This is a genomic window from Streptomyces sp. NPDC058274, assembly GCF_042881375.1.
In the GTDB taxonomy this organism is placed as follows: domain Bacteria; phylum Actinomycetota; class Actinomycetes; order Streptomycetales; family Streptomycetaceae; genus Streptomyces.
Genome location: NZ_JBHVXW010000022.1, coordinates 87,778 through 104,799, shown reverse-complemented (window position 1 = coordinate 104,799; position 17,022 = coordinate 87,778). Strand labels below are relative to the sequence as shown.

At 70.6% G+C, this 17,022-nt stretch carries 10 protein-coding genes; 2 read left to right on the top strand and 8 right to left on the bottom strand.

Going from position 1 to position 17,022, the window contains the following annotated elements; all coding sequences use genetic code 11:
* Positions 1–246: 246 nt before the first annotated feature.
* Positions 247–2,370, bottom strand: coding sequence for a type IIA DNA topoisomerase subunit B (locus ACFVYF_RS32215; protein WP_389461085.1), 2,124 nt, complete (start codon positions 2,368–2,370; stop codon positions 247–249).
* A gap of 439 nt (positions 2,371–2,809) precedes the next feature.
* On the opposite strand from ACFVYF_RS32215, the gene ACFVYF_RS32210 reads away from it, so the two are divergent.
* Positions 2,810–3,040 (top strand): hypothetical protein, encoded by a 231-nt coding sequence (locus ACFVYF_RS32210; RefSeq protein WP_369262824.1) that lies wholly within the window; start codon positions 2,810–2,812, stop codon positions 3,038–3,040.
* A gap of 109 nt (positions 3,041–3,149) precedes the next feature.
* Here ACFVYF_RS32210 and ACFVYF_RS32205 read toward each other — a convergent pair whose 3' ends face one another.
* The 7 genes from ACFVYF_RS32205 to ACFVYF_RS32175 all read right to left on the bottom strand — a co-directional run bounded on the left by ACFVYF_RS32205 (position 3,150) and on the right by ACFVYF_RS32175 (position 14,478).
* Positions 3,150–3,968 (bottom strand): serine protease, encoded by an 819-nt coding sequence (locus ACFVYF_RS32205; RefSeq protein WP_389461083.1) that lies wholly within the window; start codon positions 3,966–3,968, stop codon positions 3,150–3,152.
* 152 nt (positions 3,969–4,120) lie between these two features.
* Entirely contained in the window at positions 4,121–5,659 is a 1,539-nt protein-coding gene (locus ACFVYF_RS32200) for an RNA polymerase sigma factor (RefSeq protein WP_389461081.1), read from the bottom strand.
* A 405-nt stretch (positions 5,660–6,064) separates the two neighbouring features.
* The gene (locus tag ACFVYF_RS32195; RefSeq protein WP_389461079.1) at positions 6,065–6,952 is read right to left on the bottom strand and encodes a FadR/GntR family transcriptional regulator; all 888 of its coding nucleotides are present in this window, start codon (positions 6,950–6,952) and stop codon (positions 6,065–6,067) included.
* Between the two features lie 162 nt (positions 6,953–7,114).
* Positions 7,115–8,869: an ATP-binding cassette domain-containing protein gene (locus tag ACFVYF_RS32190; protein WP_389461078.1), complete on the bottom strand. Its 1,755-nt coding sequence runs from the start codon at positions 8,867–8,869 to the stop codon at positions 7,115–7,117.
* Between the two features lie 172 nt (positions 8,870–9,041).
* On the bottom strand, positions 9,042–9,800 hold the full coding sequence (locus tag ACFVYF_RS32185) for an NUDIX domain-containing protein (RefSeq protein WP_383288889.1): 759 nt from the start codon (positions 9,798–9,800) through the stop codon (positions 9,042–9,044).
* A 142-nt stretch (positions 9,801–9,942) separates the two neighbouring features.
* A complete protein-coding gene (locus ACFVYF_RS32180; protein WP_389461176.1) occupies positions 9,943–11,904 on the bottom strand; it encodes a glycogen debranching N-terminal domain-containing protein in 1,962 nt (653 codons plus the stop codon).
* A 534-nt stretch (positions 11,905–12,438) separates the two neighbouring features.
* Entirely contained in the window at positions 12,439–14,478 is a 2,040-nt protein-coding gene (locus ACFVYF_RS32175; RefSeq protein ID WP_389461076.1) for a DUF4192 domain-containing protein, read from the bottom strand.
* Positions 14,479–14,611: 133 nt separating this feature from the next.
* Here ACFVYF_RS32175 and ACFVYF_RS32170 point away from each other — a divergent pair, with 133 nt between their 5' ends.
* Positions 14,612–16,792, top strand: a complete 2,181-nt coding sequence (locus ACFVYF_RS32170) for a RecQ family ATP-dependent DNA helicase (RefSeq protein WP_389461074.1) — start codon at positions 14,612–14,614, stop codon at positions 16,790–16,792.
* The last annotated feature ends 230 nt before the right edge of the window (positions 16,793–17,022 follow it).

The following is a 17,022-nucleotide window of genomic DNA, read 5'->3' as shown; positions in this document are numbered from 1 at the left end:
GAGACCCCAGGCGCCTGGCACGCGCCGCCGCTTCCCGCGTACCAGGCCGGGCCCCCGAACAGGAGCGACCGAGCGGCACAACAGCTCAACACCCGAGGCAGAGCGAAGTGCCCATGAGGTGGCGCGCGGATGTGCCGACACGGACCCCGGCCCACCCACCGCGGGCCGACCGCCACCCCCGGCCGGCGCACCCGCACTAGGCGACCACGCCGGCAAAGACACCCCGCCCGCCCCGTCGGCGGACCGCTACGCGTCGATCCGCGACCGATCCAGCGTGGCCGCCGAGCTGGAGATGAACTCCTTGCGCGGCGCCACATCGTTCCCCATCAGCAGGTCGAACACCTGCTCGGACGCCTCCAGGTCGGAGATGTTGATCCGGCGCAGGGTGCGGAAACGCGGATCCATCGTCGTCTCGGCCAGCTGGTCGGCATCCATCTCGCCGAGACCCTTGTAGCGCTGGATCGAGTCCTTGTACCGCACGTTCTTGCGCTGCAGCTCCAGCAGCGTCTCCCGCAGCTCACGGTCCGAGTACGTGTAGACGTACTTGTCCTGCCCCTTCTTGGGCTGGCTGAGCTCGATGCGGTGGAGCGGCGGCACCGCCGCGAACACCCGCCCCGCCTCGACCATCGGCCGCATGTACCGCTGGAACAGTGTCAGCAGCAGAATCCGGATGTGCGCGCCGTCGACATCGGCGTCAACGAGAAGAATGATCTTCCCGTAGCGCGCCGCGTCGATGTCGAAGGTCCGGCCGGACCCCGCTCCTATGACCTGGATGATCGCCCCGCACTCGGCGTTCTTCAGCATGTCCGTCACGGACGCCTTCTGAACGTTGAGGATCTTGCCGCGGATCGGCAGCAGCGCCTGGAACTCGGAGTTCCGGGCGAGCTTGGCCGTACCCAGCGCGGAGTCGCCCTCGACGATGAACAGCTCACTGCGCTCGACATCGTCACTGCGGCAGTCGGCGAGCTTGGCGGGCAGCGAGGAGGACTCGAGGGCCGTCTTCCGGCGCTGCGCGTCCTTGTGCTGACGGGCGGCGATACGGGTACGGGCCGCCGCGACGGTCTTCTCCAGGACGACCCGGGCCTGCGCGGCCGTGTCCCGCTTCGTGGAGGTCAGGAACGCCTTGAGCTCCTGGGAGACCACGTTCGTCACGATGCGGCGGGCGGCCGAGGTGCCGAGCACCTCCTTGGTCTGGCCCTCGAACTGCGGCTCGGCGAGACGCACCGTGACGACGGCGGTGAGGCCCTCCAGGGCGTCGTCCTTGACGATGTCGTCCTCGGCGACACGCAGCAGCTTCTTGGACCTGAGCACCTCGTTGACAGTCTTGGCGATGGCCTGCTCGAAGCCCGCCACGTGGGTGCCGCCCTTGGGGGTGGCGATGATGTTCACGTACGACCTGAGCGTCGTGTCGTAGCCGGTGCCCCAGCGCAGGGCCACGTCGACGCCGAGCTCGCGGGTGACCTCCTTGGGAGTCATCTGGCCGCTGTCGTCGAGGACCGGGACCGTCTCCTTGAAGGTGCCCTGCCCGGAGAAGCGCTGGACGTCACAGACGGGCTTGTCGGTCGCCAGGTACTCACAGAATTCGCTGATGCCGCCGTCGAAGCGGAAGGACTCTTCGCCCTTGCTGCCGCCTTCGCCGAGCCCGTACTCGTCGCGGACGACGATGGTCAGGCCGGGCACCAGGAAGGCGGTCTGGCGGGCGCGCTGGTGCAGATTCTCCAGGGAGAGCTTGGCTTCCTTGAGGAAGATCTGCAGGTCGGCCCAGTAGCGCACGCGCGTGCCGACCCTGGCCCTGGGGATCTTCTTGGTCTTGCGCAGGCCGCTGGCCGCCTCGAACTTCGCGTCCGGGCCGGCACCCGCGAAAGCCCCCGGCACGCCACGCCGGAAGCTGATCGAGTGGGTGTGCCCGCCGCGGTCGACCTCGACGTCTAGCCGCGCGGAGAGTGCGTTCACCACGGAGGCGCCCACGCCGTGCAGACCGCCGGAGGCCGCGTACGAGCCGCCGCCGAACTTGCCGCCGGCGTGCAGCTTGGTCATCACGACCTCGACACCGGAGAGGCCGGTCTTGGGTTCCACGTCCACGGGGATGCCGCGGCCGTTGTCCCGCACCTCGACGGAGGCGTCGTCGTGCAGGATCACCTCGATGTGGTCGCAGTGGCCCCCGAGGGCCTCGTCCACGGAGTTGTCGATGATCTCCCAGAGGCAGTGCATCAGGCCACGGCTGTCGGTGGACCCGATGTACATGCCAGGGCGCTTACGTACGGCTTCGAGCCCCTCAAGGACGAGCAGGTGCCGCGCGGTGTAGTTGGAACCGTCACGGTCTGCTCCGGTCAGCAGCGCTGTGGACGGCACGGACGTCTCGGCGGTCACGCGGTTCGCTCCTCGCTGAATTTCAGATGGGACCCTTTGGGGTAAGGGCCCGGCTTCGTTAGCCGCTCAGAGGGTACCGAGGCCTGGTAGAGCCGTTGTAACGCCACCCTCGTCCAAACTCAGACTAGTCCAGCGTCGCATAGGTGTTCGATCCCTCAATGGAGTGAAGTACATATCACGTTCCCTTCGGGGCATGAACCATTTAGGCTCCGGGCACGTCCTCATGAACAACCGGCAATCCAGCCGGGAGGACCGACACTGACAGACAACGCGAACCCGTAAGACGCGAACCACGTAATACGGCACATTCGCCGCCAACCGGCAGCAGCCAGCCACCGCGGAAAGAAATTTTCAAGGAGAAGCCACGAGCGGGAACGTTTTCGGCCTGGTTGGATGTTGACCCTGGTACGACAGCTCGTCGAGCTAGAGAAGAGGCGACGTGACTACTGTTCTGACCCCCGCGAGCCCGCTGACGGCCGCTGACCGCTGCGACCGTTGCGGCGCCCAGGCATATCTGCGCGTCGTCCTCCTGAGCGGCGGAGAACTGCTCTTCTGCGCCCACCACGGTCGCAAGTTCGAGCCGGAACTCAAGAAGATCGCCGCTGAGATACAGGACGAGACGGAGCGGCTGACGTCCGTTCCTGCAAGCGTCAACGAAGAAGAACGCTGACACTTCGCGTCGACGACGAGCGAGTGCCGGCATCAGGCCGGTTCACGGGCGGCCACCCCCTGGATACAGGGAGTGGCCGCCCGTACTTCTGCCGCCGGACGCTCCGCCCTCAGCGGCTCCTGCGGAGCTTCTGGACGACGTCCGAGACCCGCGTGTAGACACCAGGGCTCCCAGCGCGCCCGCAGCCGCTTCCCCAGGACACCAGGCCGATAAGCCGCCCGCGGGCCACCAGCGGCCCGCCGGAGTCCCCCTGGCAGGCATCCCGGCCGCCGGCCAGCTGCCCGGCACAGAGCATCGAAGCGGGGTCGTACGACCCGTCGGCATTACCGGGGTACGCCTCCGCGCAGGCGGCGTCCGGCAGCACCTTCACCCGGGCGGCCCGCAGACTGCGCGCGTAGTCGGCGCCGCCCGTGGTGTCCCCCCAGCCGTAGACCAGGGCACCCGTCCCGGGCGCGTACGCCGGGTCGCCGGCCGCCGCTGTACGGACGACGTAGCTCTCCGGGAGCGGGGCAGCGAGGGTGAGTACGCCGAAGTCCCCGGCGTTCGTATAGGCGTCGTATGCGGGGTTGACCCACGTGCCGCGCACCGCGATCTCCTTGCCCGCGCGCGACAACAGGTCCCCCCGGCCCGCGATGACCTTCAGGTCGCGAACCCGCCGCGGTGGCGCGCCCAGGACGTCCGCAGCCAGGCAGTGGGCCGCGGTCAGGACGGTGGTCCGGTCGATCACCACACCTCCGCAGAACTGACCCGCCCGCGTACCTCCGAATCGGTCACGGCTGGACAGTGCCACCGTCCACGGGCTCTGGGAAATCTCGACCGGATAGCCACCGATGACGACGCTGTCGGCTGCCACGGGGGCAGGTGAGGCCAGCGGTATCACGGCCGCCGTGGCCGCAAGGGCCAGGGCTCGGGCGAAGGGACGACGCATACGCGCTCCTCACTCAGGGGTGGTCGTGGAAAACCCAGAGTGATCCAGCGCCGTGTCGCCCGCACCCGCGCGCATACGTCGAGGGCCCGACTCCCCTGCGGGAGTCGGGCCCTCGATGACGTACGACCTGATGCGGCCGAGCGGTCGGCCCCCTAGTCGAGGTAGTCGCGCAGCACCTGCGAGCGCGACGGGTGACGCAGCTTCGACATCGTCTTCGACTCGATCTGGCGGATCCGCTCACGCGTCACGCCGTACACCTTGCCGATCTCGTCGAGGGTCTTCGGCTGACCGTCGGTGAGACCGAAGCGCATCGAGACGACGCCCGCCTCGCGCTCGGACAGGGTGTCGAGAACGGAGTGCAGCTGCTCCTGGAGGAGCGTGAAGCTGACCGCGTCGGCCGGGACGACCGCCTCGGAGTCCTCGATGAGGTCACCGAACTCGCTGTCGCCGTCCTCACCCAGAGGGGTGTGCAGCGAGATGGGCTCGCGACCGTACTTCTGGACCTCGATGACCTTCTCAGGGGTCATGTCGAGCTCCTTGGCCAGCTCCTCCGGGGTGGGCTCACGGCCCAGGTCCTGGAGCATCTGGCGCTGCACGCGCGCGAGCTTGTTGATGACCTCGACCATGTGCACCGGGATACGGATGGTGCGGGCCTGGTCGGCCATGGCGCGGGTGATCGCCTGACGGATCCACCAGGTGGCGTACGTGGAGAACTTGTAGCCCTTGGTGTAGTCGAACTTCTCGACCGCGCGGATCAGACCGAGGTTTCCCTCCTGGATGAGGTCCAGGAAGAGCATGCCGCGGCCGGTGTAGCGCTTGGCCAGGGAGACCACCAGACGGAGGTTGGCCTCCAGGAGGTGGTTCTTTGCGCGGCGGCCGTCCTCGGCGATGATCTCCAGCTCGCGCTTGAGCTTGGGGGCGAGCTTGTCGGCGTTGGCCAGCTTGTCCTCGGCGAACAGACCGGCCTCGATGCGCTTGGCGAGCTCCACCTCCTGCTCGGCGTTGAGCAGCGGGACCTTGCCGATCTGCTTGAGGTAGTCCTTGACCGGGTCGGCGGTGGCACCGGCCACGGCGACCTGCTGGGCCGGGGCGTCGTCCTCGTCGTCGTCGGAGAGGACGAAGCCCTTGTTCTCGGCGCCTTCCTCTTCCTCCTCGCCCGGCTTGACGGCTCCCGGGGTCTCCTCGGCCGCCTCGTCGTCGACGTGCTCGTCGTCCTTCTTGGCGGTGGTCTTCTTGGCCGCCGTCTTCTTGGCGACGGTCTTCTTCGCGACCGTCTTCTTGGCGGTCGCCTTCTTGGCGGCGACCGTCTTGGTGGCGGCGTCCTCAGCCGGTTCGTCGGCGGCGGGCACTGCCGGGGCGGCGGTGGCGGTGGCCTTCTTGGCGGTCACCGTCTTGGCCGCGACCGTCTTGGTGGCGGTGCGCTTGGCCGGACTCTTCGCTGCGACGCTCTTGCGGGTGCGCTTGGGCTCCGCGGCACTGACCATCAGCGTCACACCCTCTTCCTCGAGGATCTGGTTGAGGCTGCGCAGTACGTTCTTCCACTGAGTGGCCGGAATCTGGTCAGCTTCGAAGGCCCGACGCACGTCATCGCCGGCGATCTGCCCCTCAGCCTTTCCCCGCTCGATGAGCGCCATGACAGAGACGGACTCGGCGATCTCCGGCGGGAGCGTACGGGATGTGCTGGCCGACACGAACAACCTCTCGGAACGTTGGAAAACGGCTTCCGGCCCCGTCCACTGTGGACAGGAGCCGACGACCGCCGACTTGGGGATGGGCCGACGGCGCGGGCAAGGGCCGGGAGGATGCACAGCGCCGTAAACGGCGTCCGTATTCCCTCCTCGGCTGTCACCTCTTAGGTCATCGCGTTGTTCCGAGGAGCGTTACGCCCAATCTGCGTGGCCCGAGTCACACCCCGTAAGCGCTCAAAAGCGCCCAGATATGGTCAGACATGGTCAGTCTGGGGGCTCTGGACCGCATCGCACCGCCGGACCCCGTCGATCCCAGGGGATCCGACGGGGTCCGGCGGGAGATGCTGCGCCGGCCAAGCGATGCCACGCGAGGGCCCTCGCCCCCTCCGCGCCGCCCTCGGTACGCGGTCAGTGCTCGCGCGGGGCGGGCACCACGCGCTCCACCTCGGGGTGGATGGTGAGCAGTTGGCGCATGGCCGTCTCGGCCGCGGCTCCGTCGCCCGCGCCGAGGGCGTCGGCGATCCTGGCGTGGTGCGCCAGGGAGATCTCGGTCGGGCGGTCGCAGCCGGTGATGGGGCCGCCGGAGACGTGCAGGGCGGAGGAGACGATGCCGGAGAGGTGCTCCAGCATCCGGTTGCCCGCGAGCTGGATGAGCAGGGAGTGGTACTCCGCGTCGGCGCGGGAGAAGGTCAGCGCGTCGCCCTGGCTCATGGCGTGCCCCATGATCTCGACCATGTCACCGAGGCGCTGCTGCACATCCTCGCGCCCGTGGCCCGCGGCCAGACGCGCGGCGAGCGGCTCGATCGTCCAGCGCAGCTCGCTGAGCTCACGGCGCTGGTCGTCGCGCTGCGGCCCGTATGCCCGCCATTCGATGATGTCCGGGTCGAGGAGATTCCAGTCACTGACAGGGCGCACGCGCGTGCCGACATTGGGCCGGGCGCTGACGAGGCCTTTCGCCTCCAGTACACGGAGCGACTCGCGGACGACGGTACGGGACACCTCGAATCGCTGGCCGATCTCCTCGGGCACGAGGGGGCGGTCCGCCCCCAGGTCGCCGGAGACGATCATCTGACCCAGCTGTTGAACGAGTTGGCCGTGGAGTCCGCGGCCACGGCTGCCCGCGGCGCGGCGGCCCACGCGGCCCAGCTCGGAGTCCCCGCTCTCCCAGGCGGGGACGCCGACGCGGTCCGCACCGGGTGCGTCGGCGAAGGGGTAGCGGTCGAGTTCGCCCGGGCCGGCCAGGCCGGAGTCTGCGGAGCGGGCGGCGGTCATCATGGTGTGCGCAAGGGTACTCACGGATCCTTTGTCGGCGCCCCGTTCAACTCCCTTGAGGTCTTTGGTGAAAAGCACACGAAAGGGTGATCGCTCACCCCGTCGCAATTGACGCCTTATCGGAAAGAAATGGCCGTTCTCCGGGGAGTTGTGCGCAGCTGCGGATCGGAAGGGTGCGGACGGTCGTCATCGGACCCTGCTACGCAGGGTCGTGAGCAGATATGCGCAGAGCAGAGCGGTCAGCGACAACGTCAGCGCGCCGCCCACAGGTTGGACGACGACCCGTGCACCGGCGGCCAGATAACGCCCTCCTCCGAACGGCCACTGCACCAGCAGCAGCTCGCGCAGCCGCAGGGAGAACCCGGCCGCAGTCCGTACAGACGGCCCCTCCACGGCCTTCTGTACGAGGGGTACGACGAGGATCGGGACCGCGAGTACGGCCGCCAGCCCGGCCGACGTCGACCGGAAGATGCCCGCCGCCAGTACGCCCGCCCAGGCACACCCCACGACGAGTCCGAGCCAACTCGCGCCCAGCGCAAGCCAGTCCTCGGGAACTTCCGTGAGCTCCCGTCCGTATACGAGATAGAGCATCTCCAGGTCGCAGCCCACGGTGAGAATGGCCAGCAGCAGCCCGGTCGCGGCGGAGACCAGCAGTTTGGCCGCGAGAAGGCCCAGGCGGCGGGGCACGGTGCCGCGGTCCACAGCCAGGGCGGGATGACGGAATTCGTCCCCGAAGGCGATCGCGCCGAGCAGTCCCGCACCGAGCGCGGCGGGCGGCAGCGGAAACTCCCGCGGCCACGCGGCGAGGAGACGAGCCTGTGGCGTGTGGCCGATTCTGGCCAGCAGGACGGAGAGAAGCGCCGAGGCGACCAGCACGGCGGCCGCGGTGAGGTAGCCGGTGCCGACTCCCGCGGCGCGGCGCAGCTCATAGCGCAGCGGCCGCAGCGGGCTGGGTGCCGGCCGGACGCTGATGGGGGGCGGCAGGGGCGACAGGTCGTCCCCGGCCAACGTCTCGACCGGTCGCTGCTCATCGCCTCCCTGCTCGGCCCCCGGCGGCGCACTCCGCGGCCCCATGTCACCGGTTTCTTCGGCCAGTTGGTGTACGAGGATGCCGTGCCGGAAGGCCGTCTCGCCGACGTCGGCACAGGTGCTGCCGTACACGGACAGGCGGTTGCCGTCCTCGCGTACGACCTCCACCGAGCGCCGGCCGGTCCGGGCCTCCTTGGTGAGCAGGGCGCCGAGCCGGGCGGCGTACGGGCTGCGTACGGCGACCCGGGGGCGCAGCCGGGTGCGGGCGAAGTCGGTGGCCTCCTGGTCGGCCACGAGCCTGCCCTTCTCCAGCGTGACGACCCGGTCGGCGACCCCGGCGGCCTCCTTCGGGTCGTCGGTGGTGAACAGCACGGTGCCGCCCTGCTGGGCGTGTGCCCGCAGGATCCCGTGCAGCCAGTGGCCTTCGCGCGCGGCGAGACCGCGGGTGGGGTCGTCCAGCACGAGAGTGTGCGGGTCGGACAGCAGCGCGCACGCGAGGCCCAGGCGACGGTCCATCCCGCGAGAGAGCGTGCCCAGGCGTTCGTCGCGCAGGCTGACCAGTCCCACGACCTCGAGGACTTCGTCGGCGCGGCGCACGGGGACACCGACGGCGGCGCACACCATGCGGAGTTGACCGCGCACGGTACGGGCCGGATGGCCCGGCACGTCGCCGAGCATGACGCCCACCTCGCGGGACGGGTGAGCGATGCGGTGCAGGGGGCGCCCGCGGAAGTAGGTGATTCCACGGCCCTGTTGGAGTTCGAGCATGAGCTTCAGCGCCGTCGTCTTGCCCGCGCCCTGGGCTCCGAGGAGCGCCGTGACATGGCCCGCGTGCGCGTCGAACGACACGTCGTCGAGGGCGGGCGGTAGCTCCTTGCGAGAGTTGCTGGTCAGTCCGATGGCCTGGATCACTCGAAGCAAGATAGCGCGATATTCCCGTTTTTCCGGGCACCTTGAGACATGCCTCAGGCCTGTCCTGGCCTCGCTCGCCGCTACGCCCCGATGCAGTGCCGGACCTCGGCTCTCCGCCTCGCTGCCGGCCGCCCGCCCACGACCGGGCAGGCCCGCACCGACCGACCCGGAGTCAGACCTCGGGGCGCAGCATCGGTGGGTTCAGCAACGTGGCACCACCGGCCCGGAAGAGCTGCGCGGGACGGCCGCCCTGACGGGTGGTCGTACCCCCCGTAGGCACGAGGAAGCCCGGCGTGCCCGTCACCTTGCGGTGAAAGTTGCGCGGGTCCAGCGCCACTCCCCATACGGCCTCGTACACCCGGCGCAGTTCCCCGACAGTGAACTCGGTGGGGCAGAACGCCGTGGCCAGCGACGAGTACTCGATCTTGGACCGGGCGCGCTCCACACCGTCCGACAGGATCTGCGCATGATCGAAGGCGAGCGGTGCCGCCTGCTCTCCGTCGCGGCCGTACCCGCCCTGCTGCAACAGCTCCTCGACCGGCGCCCAGCGCGCGCTCTTGGCGTCCCCGCCCGCCCGGGGGGCCGGCAGGTCCGGGGCCAGAGCGAGATGAGCGACGCTGACGACCCGCATCCGCGGGTCACGCTTGGGATCGCCGTAGGTCGCGAGCTGCTCCAGGTGTGCACCGTTGTCCTGCGTGGGGGCCGACGGGTCATGGGCGCACAGGCCGGTCTCCTCGGCCAGTTCGCGCGCTGCAGCCTGCGACAGATCTTCGTCCTCCCGCACGAAGCCACCGGGCAGTGCCCACCTTCCCTGGAACGGCTGCTCGCCCCTCCTTACCGCCAGCGCACACAGGGCATGGCGACGCACGGTCAGCACGACCAGGTCCACGGTCACGGCAAAGGGCGGAAAGGCCGACGGGTCGTAGGGCATGCCGCGATCATAGTCGTCTGCCTGACGATAAACACTCCCTTCGCCGGCCGCATCCATGGCTGATCCACTTCTGTCCGGTCAGGCGTTCACGGCCGTCCGCCGGACCTGGGCCCGCAGCCGTCACGCCTGGTCACACACCTCGTCACACCCCCAGCTGCAGTCCGTCGGCCGCCTCCTCGACCATGGCGAGGCCGAGCCGGCCGACGCGTACGGAGAAGGGGGCGCCCGCGACCCGTAGTCCCGTGAGCCCGAGCTCGCCCAGGGGTGCGCTGCCGACGGGGCGCAGGGTCACCGTCCCGGCCGGGGCGTCGGGGCGGATCCCGGCGAGGGTGGTCAGGAGCAGCACTCCGGCGGCCGCGGCGGTGGCGGCCGGCCGGCAGGCCGCCGGGTGCGGCAGCGGGGCACCGCCTTCTGTGCGCTGCTCTCCCGCGTACATCTCGGGCAGCCTGTGACCGAAGGCCTCAGCGGCTGCCAGGACGCCTCGCAGCAGTGAGGTCGCTTCCTTCTCGAAGCCGGAGGCGGACAGTCCCGCGACCGCGACCGCCGTCTCCTGGATCCGCACGGCACCACCGCGATGCCCGAAGGGGTTGTACGCGGCCTCCTTCGCACCCAGGCTCCGCAGCCCCCAGCCCGAGTCCATCCCAGGCCCACCGAACAACCGGGCCAGCTGCTCGGTCTGCACCTTGTCGAGCAGCCCCGGTGCCAGTGATCCCGCGCCGAGCAGGCCGGTGTCGAGGAGGTGGACCGCTCCCGCGCCGAGGTGGGTCAGGGGGCGTCCGTCCGGCGCTCGGGCGGCGGCGGGCCTGCCACCGCCCAGGTCCTCGACCCAGAAGTCCTCCTGAAAGGCACCGCGCAGCTCCTGGGCCCAGTGCCGCAGCTCGGACCCGCCCGGTCTGCCGTACGCGTCGAGCAGATCGGCGCCCAGGAGCGCGGCACGGTGGGCGTGGGCCTGTGTCTCGCAGCGCACGGGCCCGCCGGGGTGCGGGTCGGGCAGAAGGGTGCCGTCGCCGGTGGTAGCCAGCAGCCATCCGAGGCAGCGCTCAGCCGCGGGCAGCAACTCCTCGGTGTCCTGTTCCGGAAGCCCCCACCGCCTGGCCTCGGCCAGGAGTGCGGGGAAGAGGAGGGTCGCCTCGGTCGCCGTGCAGCCCGGCGGCAGATGCGGGCCCGCGTCACGGCGCGGGCCCGGGATCATGCCGGACTGCGCAGCGGAGCCGGTGAGTTGGGTACGTGCAAGGGTTCGCAGGGTGCCCGCCGCGAGCCGGGTGCCGAGCGGCAACGTCATCCGCGCCGCTGCGAGCGCCTCGGCCGGGGCCATTCCACAGCGCCACGGAGCCCCTGCCGCGAGGTGCATGTCGGACGGGTGCCCGGGGTCGCGCAGCAGCAAGGCCTGGAGGTCCTCGACGCATGTGTCCAGGAGCGCCTGGACTCGGGGGTCGTCCCCTGTGGCCCGGGCCTGCGCCAATGGACACACCGCACCACGCCCCACCGCTCTTCCGAGCCCTGGGCCGTCCTGCCGTACGCGAAGCTCCACGCTTCGCGTGCCTCCGGGCGGTAGTTCGATCTCCCAGCGCAGCAGGCCCGCGGAGGCCAGGGCGTCGGTGGGCGGCGGATCGGCGGTGACTGCCGAGTGGCCCGTGGTGCTGGACCAGCGCAGTCCGGAGTCGTGCACGCTGGCGGACAGTTCGGGTCCCGCAGTGCCGGAGGCGACCGATGCGAGTTCCGCCAGATCCGTACCGAGGGCCACCTCGACGGGCAGCCGCAGCGGGCGAAGGGAGGCACTGCGCAACGTGATCCGCTCCGTGCCGTCCGCGCATCTGGTCCGCTCGACGACCACGTCCGGGTCGGGGCCACTGTCGGGCGACACCCGTACGGTCCCCACGAATCGGGCCCGGTCGGCTGCGACCATCCTGGCCTGCAGGGCAAGCGGTTCCCGCCCTGCCACGCGCACCTGGCAGCGGGAGAGCAGACGCCGTCCGCCACGGTAGAACCCGTCCAGTCCCCGGCCGGTCAACTGCCCCTGGTCCGTGGAGATCGCCAGTCCCGGAAGGGCGACACAGATCAGCGCCGTGTGCGCGGGCGGCAGATCCACCGCCCTGCGGGGCATGGCAAGCGGCGGGTTCACGGCGGCCGCGCCACTTGCGCCTGGCTGCCGAGTCAACGGGCCGGGCCTGTCGGTGTGCGGAGCCGGGAGCCCGGCTCCGCCGGCCTGTTGAGCGGTCGGTCTGTCCGCATCCTGGAGAGGGCGTGGCGGATCGCTCGAGCGCGCGGAGGCGTGCGCAGGCCCGTGCCAGGCCGAGCGGTCGTCGTCGGGGGTGGAGGACGGGGTGGGCAGGGGCATGGGCGGCTTCTTCTGCGCTCGGTACGCCTTGGGTGCACTCGGCGCCGGATGGACAGCTCCGGAGGGTCGTGGGAAGTACGGCGGCTCGGCCCGGCCCCGGGTTCCGCCACTCAGGTGAACGGAACGGGCCTGCCGGGGGTCACGCCCCGGAGCGGGGAAGCCGACCGAATGGCGGGGGCGCGGCGGGGCCTGCGGGTGCAGTGGCGGCACGTCATTCCTCCCCGCCACAACCCGCGGGGTGCGGCAGAGCCTGCGGACGCAGTGGCGGCACGCCATACCTCCCCGCCACCACGCCGGCCCTCATGTGCCCTCCCCCGTACCAGGCCGTGCGCTCCGGCGACGAACCGGCGATCGCCCCTTCGATCCCTCGTCCGCACGGCCCGGGCCCTCCCCGGCCGGCGATGTCCCGTCGACGGGACGATGCCGGCGGGCGACCGGAGTTCCCGGAGCAGGGGCGGTCGCACTTCCCGGAGTACGACGGGACGGGTGGGTGCCGGCGGCGGCGCCACGGACCCTTCGGCGACGACGGGAACCTGCGCCCGACGGCTGCGGGGCCGCTGCGGACCGGCCGGAGCTCGTCGGCTTGCAGGTGTCCCTTTCGGCCGGACGACGGGCCGCATCCGATGGATCGACGTGTTCAGTCGAAGGGCGGGCCGCATTCGACAGGTCAACGTGTTCGGCCGGCCGGCGGGCCACACCCGACAGGTCGCCGCGCTCGGCCGGACGGCAGGCCGCATCCGGCAGGTCGACATGCTCCTCGGCACGACCGATGCGCTCCGCTCGCAGACAACGGCGAATCGACTCCGGGTCCAGGCCCTCGTTGCACGCCTGGTGCAGGAGACGAGCGAAGAGATAGCTGGGATCCGCGCCCAGCGCCATGGCCAGCGCCTCCCGGGCCTCCAGTTCGTCGCCGGACGACCATGCGACCCATCCGGCGAGGGTCAGCGGCGCCGCGGCATGTTCGCCGTACGGGCCGACGCAGCGGCGGGCCAGCGTGCGCCAAAGACGCAGCGCCGGTCCCGCGTCGTCGCCCTCCATCCACTCGGCCGCGCGGTCGCGGGTGGTGCGGTCCTGGAGGGCGAGGACAAGGGTGGCCGCTTCGTCGTGGCCAAGCAGCTCGTCGTCGCGGAGGTCGGACTGGAGTGTGCCGGAGACGGGAGGTACCTCCGCGAGTCGGCCCATGAGCCTCCGGGCCAGTCCGAGTGCCTCCTCTGCCACTTCCGCTCGGCTTTCCGCCTCCAGGATCCGGGGGACGAGGTCCATGCTCGCGGCGTCGAGTGCGGCTTCCTGTTCCAGGGCTGCGGCCGTCTCCCACGGAGCGAGCCTCGCCCTGAACTCGCGCAGACTTCCCCGCACTTGGAGGCCCGCGTAAGTCGCGGCGGCGGCCAGAACGGAGGTGCCCGGCAGCCCCATCGACTCACCCTGCGGCGAACAGCAGTCCTCGCTCGGGCAGCAGTACGACCAGAAGCGGCCCCCTGAAATGCACAGGGCTTCGACCACGGGGACGTCGAGGCTGCCGCAAGCCGTGCGCAGCAAGTGCGCGAGTGGCCGCAGGCGCTCCATGACGTCCCGCCCCGTCTCGCCGCTGCGCGGTTCCTGACACAGATAGGCGACCATGCTCTCGGGCCGGGCACCCCTGCGCTCGCTGCCTGTCACCAGCCCCCTTGCCAACTGCTGTGCCACGGACGGCCAGTCGTCGGTCTGGCCCGGGATGCCGAGCCGCGCTCGCCCTCCGAACCGTCCGCGCCACTCCCGGTCGTGCAGGGCGACGAGGACAATGCTGTCCTCCGGGCGATAGCCGAGCAGATACGGCAGCGCGTCGGCCAGTTCAGCCGGCGTCCGCAGCGTCACCTGCTGGCCACCGGACGGACCCGCGACCGTCCCGTGTCCCATCAAGGTGAGGGGTTCCGGAGGGCTTGGTCGCGCGGCGGACTCTCCGTGCCCGCGGACACCTCCCCCGGAGTCGCTGTCCGTCACTCCCCCGGGCACGCAGCCCCCCGCGCTTGCCGGGGAACCGTCGCGCCCGAGGCTCTCGAAGAACTCGTCGGGCTGCTCGTACGTTCGTGACGGCGCCTCCCCGAGGCCGCCGTCGGACTCCGCCGGATCGGTGAGCCCCATGGCCTCTTCGTCCCCGGTGAAGTCAGAGGCATCCGCATCGTCCGGATATCCAGGACAACCCCGGTAGTCCGCGTAGCTGTCTCCCCGGCCCCGCTCGCCGGCTCCGGAAGCCAGGCCGGAGAATCCGTCGGCGGGCCGGCCGGCAGCGCTCGGCCCCTGCATACCGCGCTCGCTGATGTCACCGTCACCGGACGTACCAGTCGTTTCGCTGTGATTCGTCATGCCGTGACCATCCCGCGGATCCGAAATTCCCGCTGCGACCTGTGGATAACCATGACCATGGGCATGACAGGGCTTGTCCACAGGCCGGCCTGCTCGTTCGCGCTATGTCCGACCCATCGGGTTGCATGGGGCCATGAGCAACGACGATCCACGCCCCACGGCCAACGAAGACCTCCGCACCGCGGCCGATGCCGTCCTCGCCCGGCTGGTCGGCGCACCGGCGGAGAAGGCCCGGCTCCGCGAGGATCAGTGGCGTGCCATCGAGGCGCTGGTCGCCGACAAGCGGAGAGCTCTGGTCGTCCAGCGCACCGGCTGGGGCAAGTCCGCGGTGTATTTCGTCGCGACAGCGCTGCTGCGCGAGCAGGGGGCCGGTCCCACCGTCATCGTGTCCCCGCTCCTCGCGCTCATGCGCAACCAGGTGGAGGCGGCCGCCCGGGCCGGCATCCACGCGCGCACGATCAACTCGTCCAACACCGAGGAGTGGGACACCATCCAGGAAGAGGTGGCCGCGGGCAAGGTCGATGTCCTCCTGGTGAGTCCGGAGCGGCTCAACAATCCGGACTTCCGCGACCAGGTCCTGCCGAGACTGTCCGCAGCGACCGGCCTGCTCGTGGTCGACGAGGCGCACTGCATCTCGGACTGGGGACATGACTTCCGGCCCGATTACCGCCGACTGCGCACCATGCTCGCCGACCTCCCCTCCGGCGTTCCCGTCCTGGCCACCACGGCGACGGCCAACGCGCGCGTGACGGCCGACGTGGCCGAGCAACTGGGCACCGGCGGCAGCACGGACGCACTTGTCCTGCGCGGGCCTCTGGACCGGGAGAGCCTGAGTCTCGGGGTGCTGCAACTGCCGGACGCGGCGAACCGGATGGCCTGGCTGGCCGAGCACCTCAACGACCTGCCGGGGTCGGGCATCATCTACACGCTCACGGTGGCCGCCGCCGAGGAAGTCACCGCTTTCCTGCGGCAAAGCGGCCACACCGTCACCTCGTACACCGGAAAAACGGAGAACGCGGACCGGCAGCAGGCCGAGGAGGACCTGCTCGCCAACCGGGTCAAGGCCCTGGTCGCCACGTCCGCTCTGGGCATGGGTTTCGACAAGCCCGACCTCGGCTTCGTGGTGCACCTCGGGTCGCCTTCCTCCCCCATCGCGTACTACCAGCAGGTGGGACGCGCGGGCCGCGGTGTGGAGCATGCCGAGGTGCTGCTGCTGCCGGGCAAGGAGGACCAGGCGATCTGGCAGTACTTCGCCTCGATCGCGTTCCCGCCCGAGGAGCAGGTCCGCCGCACCCTGGACGTGCTGGGCGCGGCAGGAAGGCCCCTCTCGCTGCCGGCCCTCGAACCGCTGGTTGAACTGCGCCGCTCCCGGCTGGAGACAATGCTCAAGGTCCTCGACGTGGACGGTGCGGTGCGGCGCGTCCAGGGCGGCTGGATCTCGACGGGCACTCCTTGGACGTACGACGGCGAGCGCTATGCCTGGGTCGCCAAGCAGCGGTCGACGGAGCAGCAGGCGATGCGGGACTACGTCACGACGACCGGCTGCCGGATGGAGTTCCTGCGGCGGCAGCTGGACGACGAGGGCGCGGCGCCGTGCGGGCGCTGCGACAACTGCGCGGGGCCGCGGTTCACCGAGGCGGTTTCTGCCACGGCGCTGGAAGCCGCCCGGGGCGAGCTCGGTCGTGCCGGCGTCGAGGTCGAGCCGCGGAAGATGTGGCCGACGGGCCTGCCCGCGGTCGGCGTGGACTTGAAGGGACGTATCCCTGCAGGGGAGCAGTTCACTCCGGGGCGCGCCCTGGGACGGCTGTCGGACATCGGCTGGGGAAACCGGCTGCGGCCGATGCTCTCACCCCAGGCCCCGGACGGGCCGGTGCCGGACGATGTCGCGCAGGCCGTGGTCGGCGTACTGGCCGACTGGGCGAAGGGGCCGGGCGGCTGGGCCTCGGGAGGACCCGACGCGCAGCCGCGTCCGGTCGGTGTCGTGACCATGGCCTCGCGGACCCACCCTCAGTTGATCCAGTCGCTGGGCGCCCGGATCGCGGAGGTCGGCCGGCTGCCGCTGCTGGGATCGCTGGAGTACACGGGTGAGGTCTCGCAGGTCTCCCGCAGCAACAGCGCGCAGCGGCTCAAGGCGCTCGACGGGGCTCTCGCCGTCCCGCCCGCGCTGGCCGACGCGCTCCGGGACGCGGGCGGTCCCGTGCTGCTCGTGGACGATGCGACGGAGACCGGATGGACGTTGGCGATGGCCGCGCGTGTCCTCCGCCGGGCCGGCGCACCGGGGGTGTTGCCGCTGGTCCTTGCCGTGCAAGCGTGACCCAGGGGTCGCCGACGCGAGGACTGGGCAGGGATAGAGCAGGGATATTGACGGCCTATCGTCGCAAACCACTCGGTGGCCCCAATTGCTCGTTGCCGCAACCAAGTTCGCCAGGAAGAATTGAACTCCGCTCCCCGCACGGCTCGTCCGTGGTCCGGCAGGGCTTCGCTGCGGTGTGCGCCCCCCAAAGTCCGACCCCCGCCCGAAGTGTGGGCGCGTAGCCGAAGGGA

Coding starts and splice junctions, on each gene's coding strand:
- ACFVYF_RS32185 (WP_383288889.1), bottom strand. CDS start 9,800: ATGCCCTACGACCCGTCGGCCTTTCCGCCCTTTGCCGTGACCGTGGAC.
- ACFVYF_RS32170 (WP_389461074.1), top strand. CDS start 14,612: ATGAGCAACGACGATCCACGCCCCACGGCCAACGAAGACCTCCGCACC.
- ACFVYF_RS32205 (WP_389461083.1), bottom strand. CDS start 3,968: ATGCGTCGTCCCTTCGCCCGAGCCCTGGCCCTTGCGGCCACGGCGGCC.
- ACFVYF_RS32180 (WP_389461176.1), bottom strand. CDS start 11,904: ATGCCCCGCAGGGCGGTGGATCTGCCGCCCGCGCACACGGCGCTGATC.
- ACFVYF_RS32175 (WP_389461076.1), bottom strand. CDS start 14,478: ATGACGAATCACAGCGAAACGACTGGTACGTCCGGTGACGGTGACATC.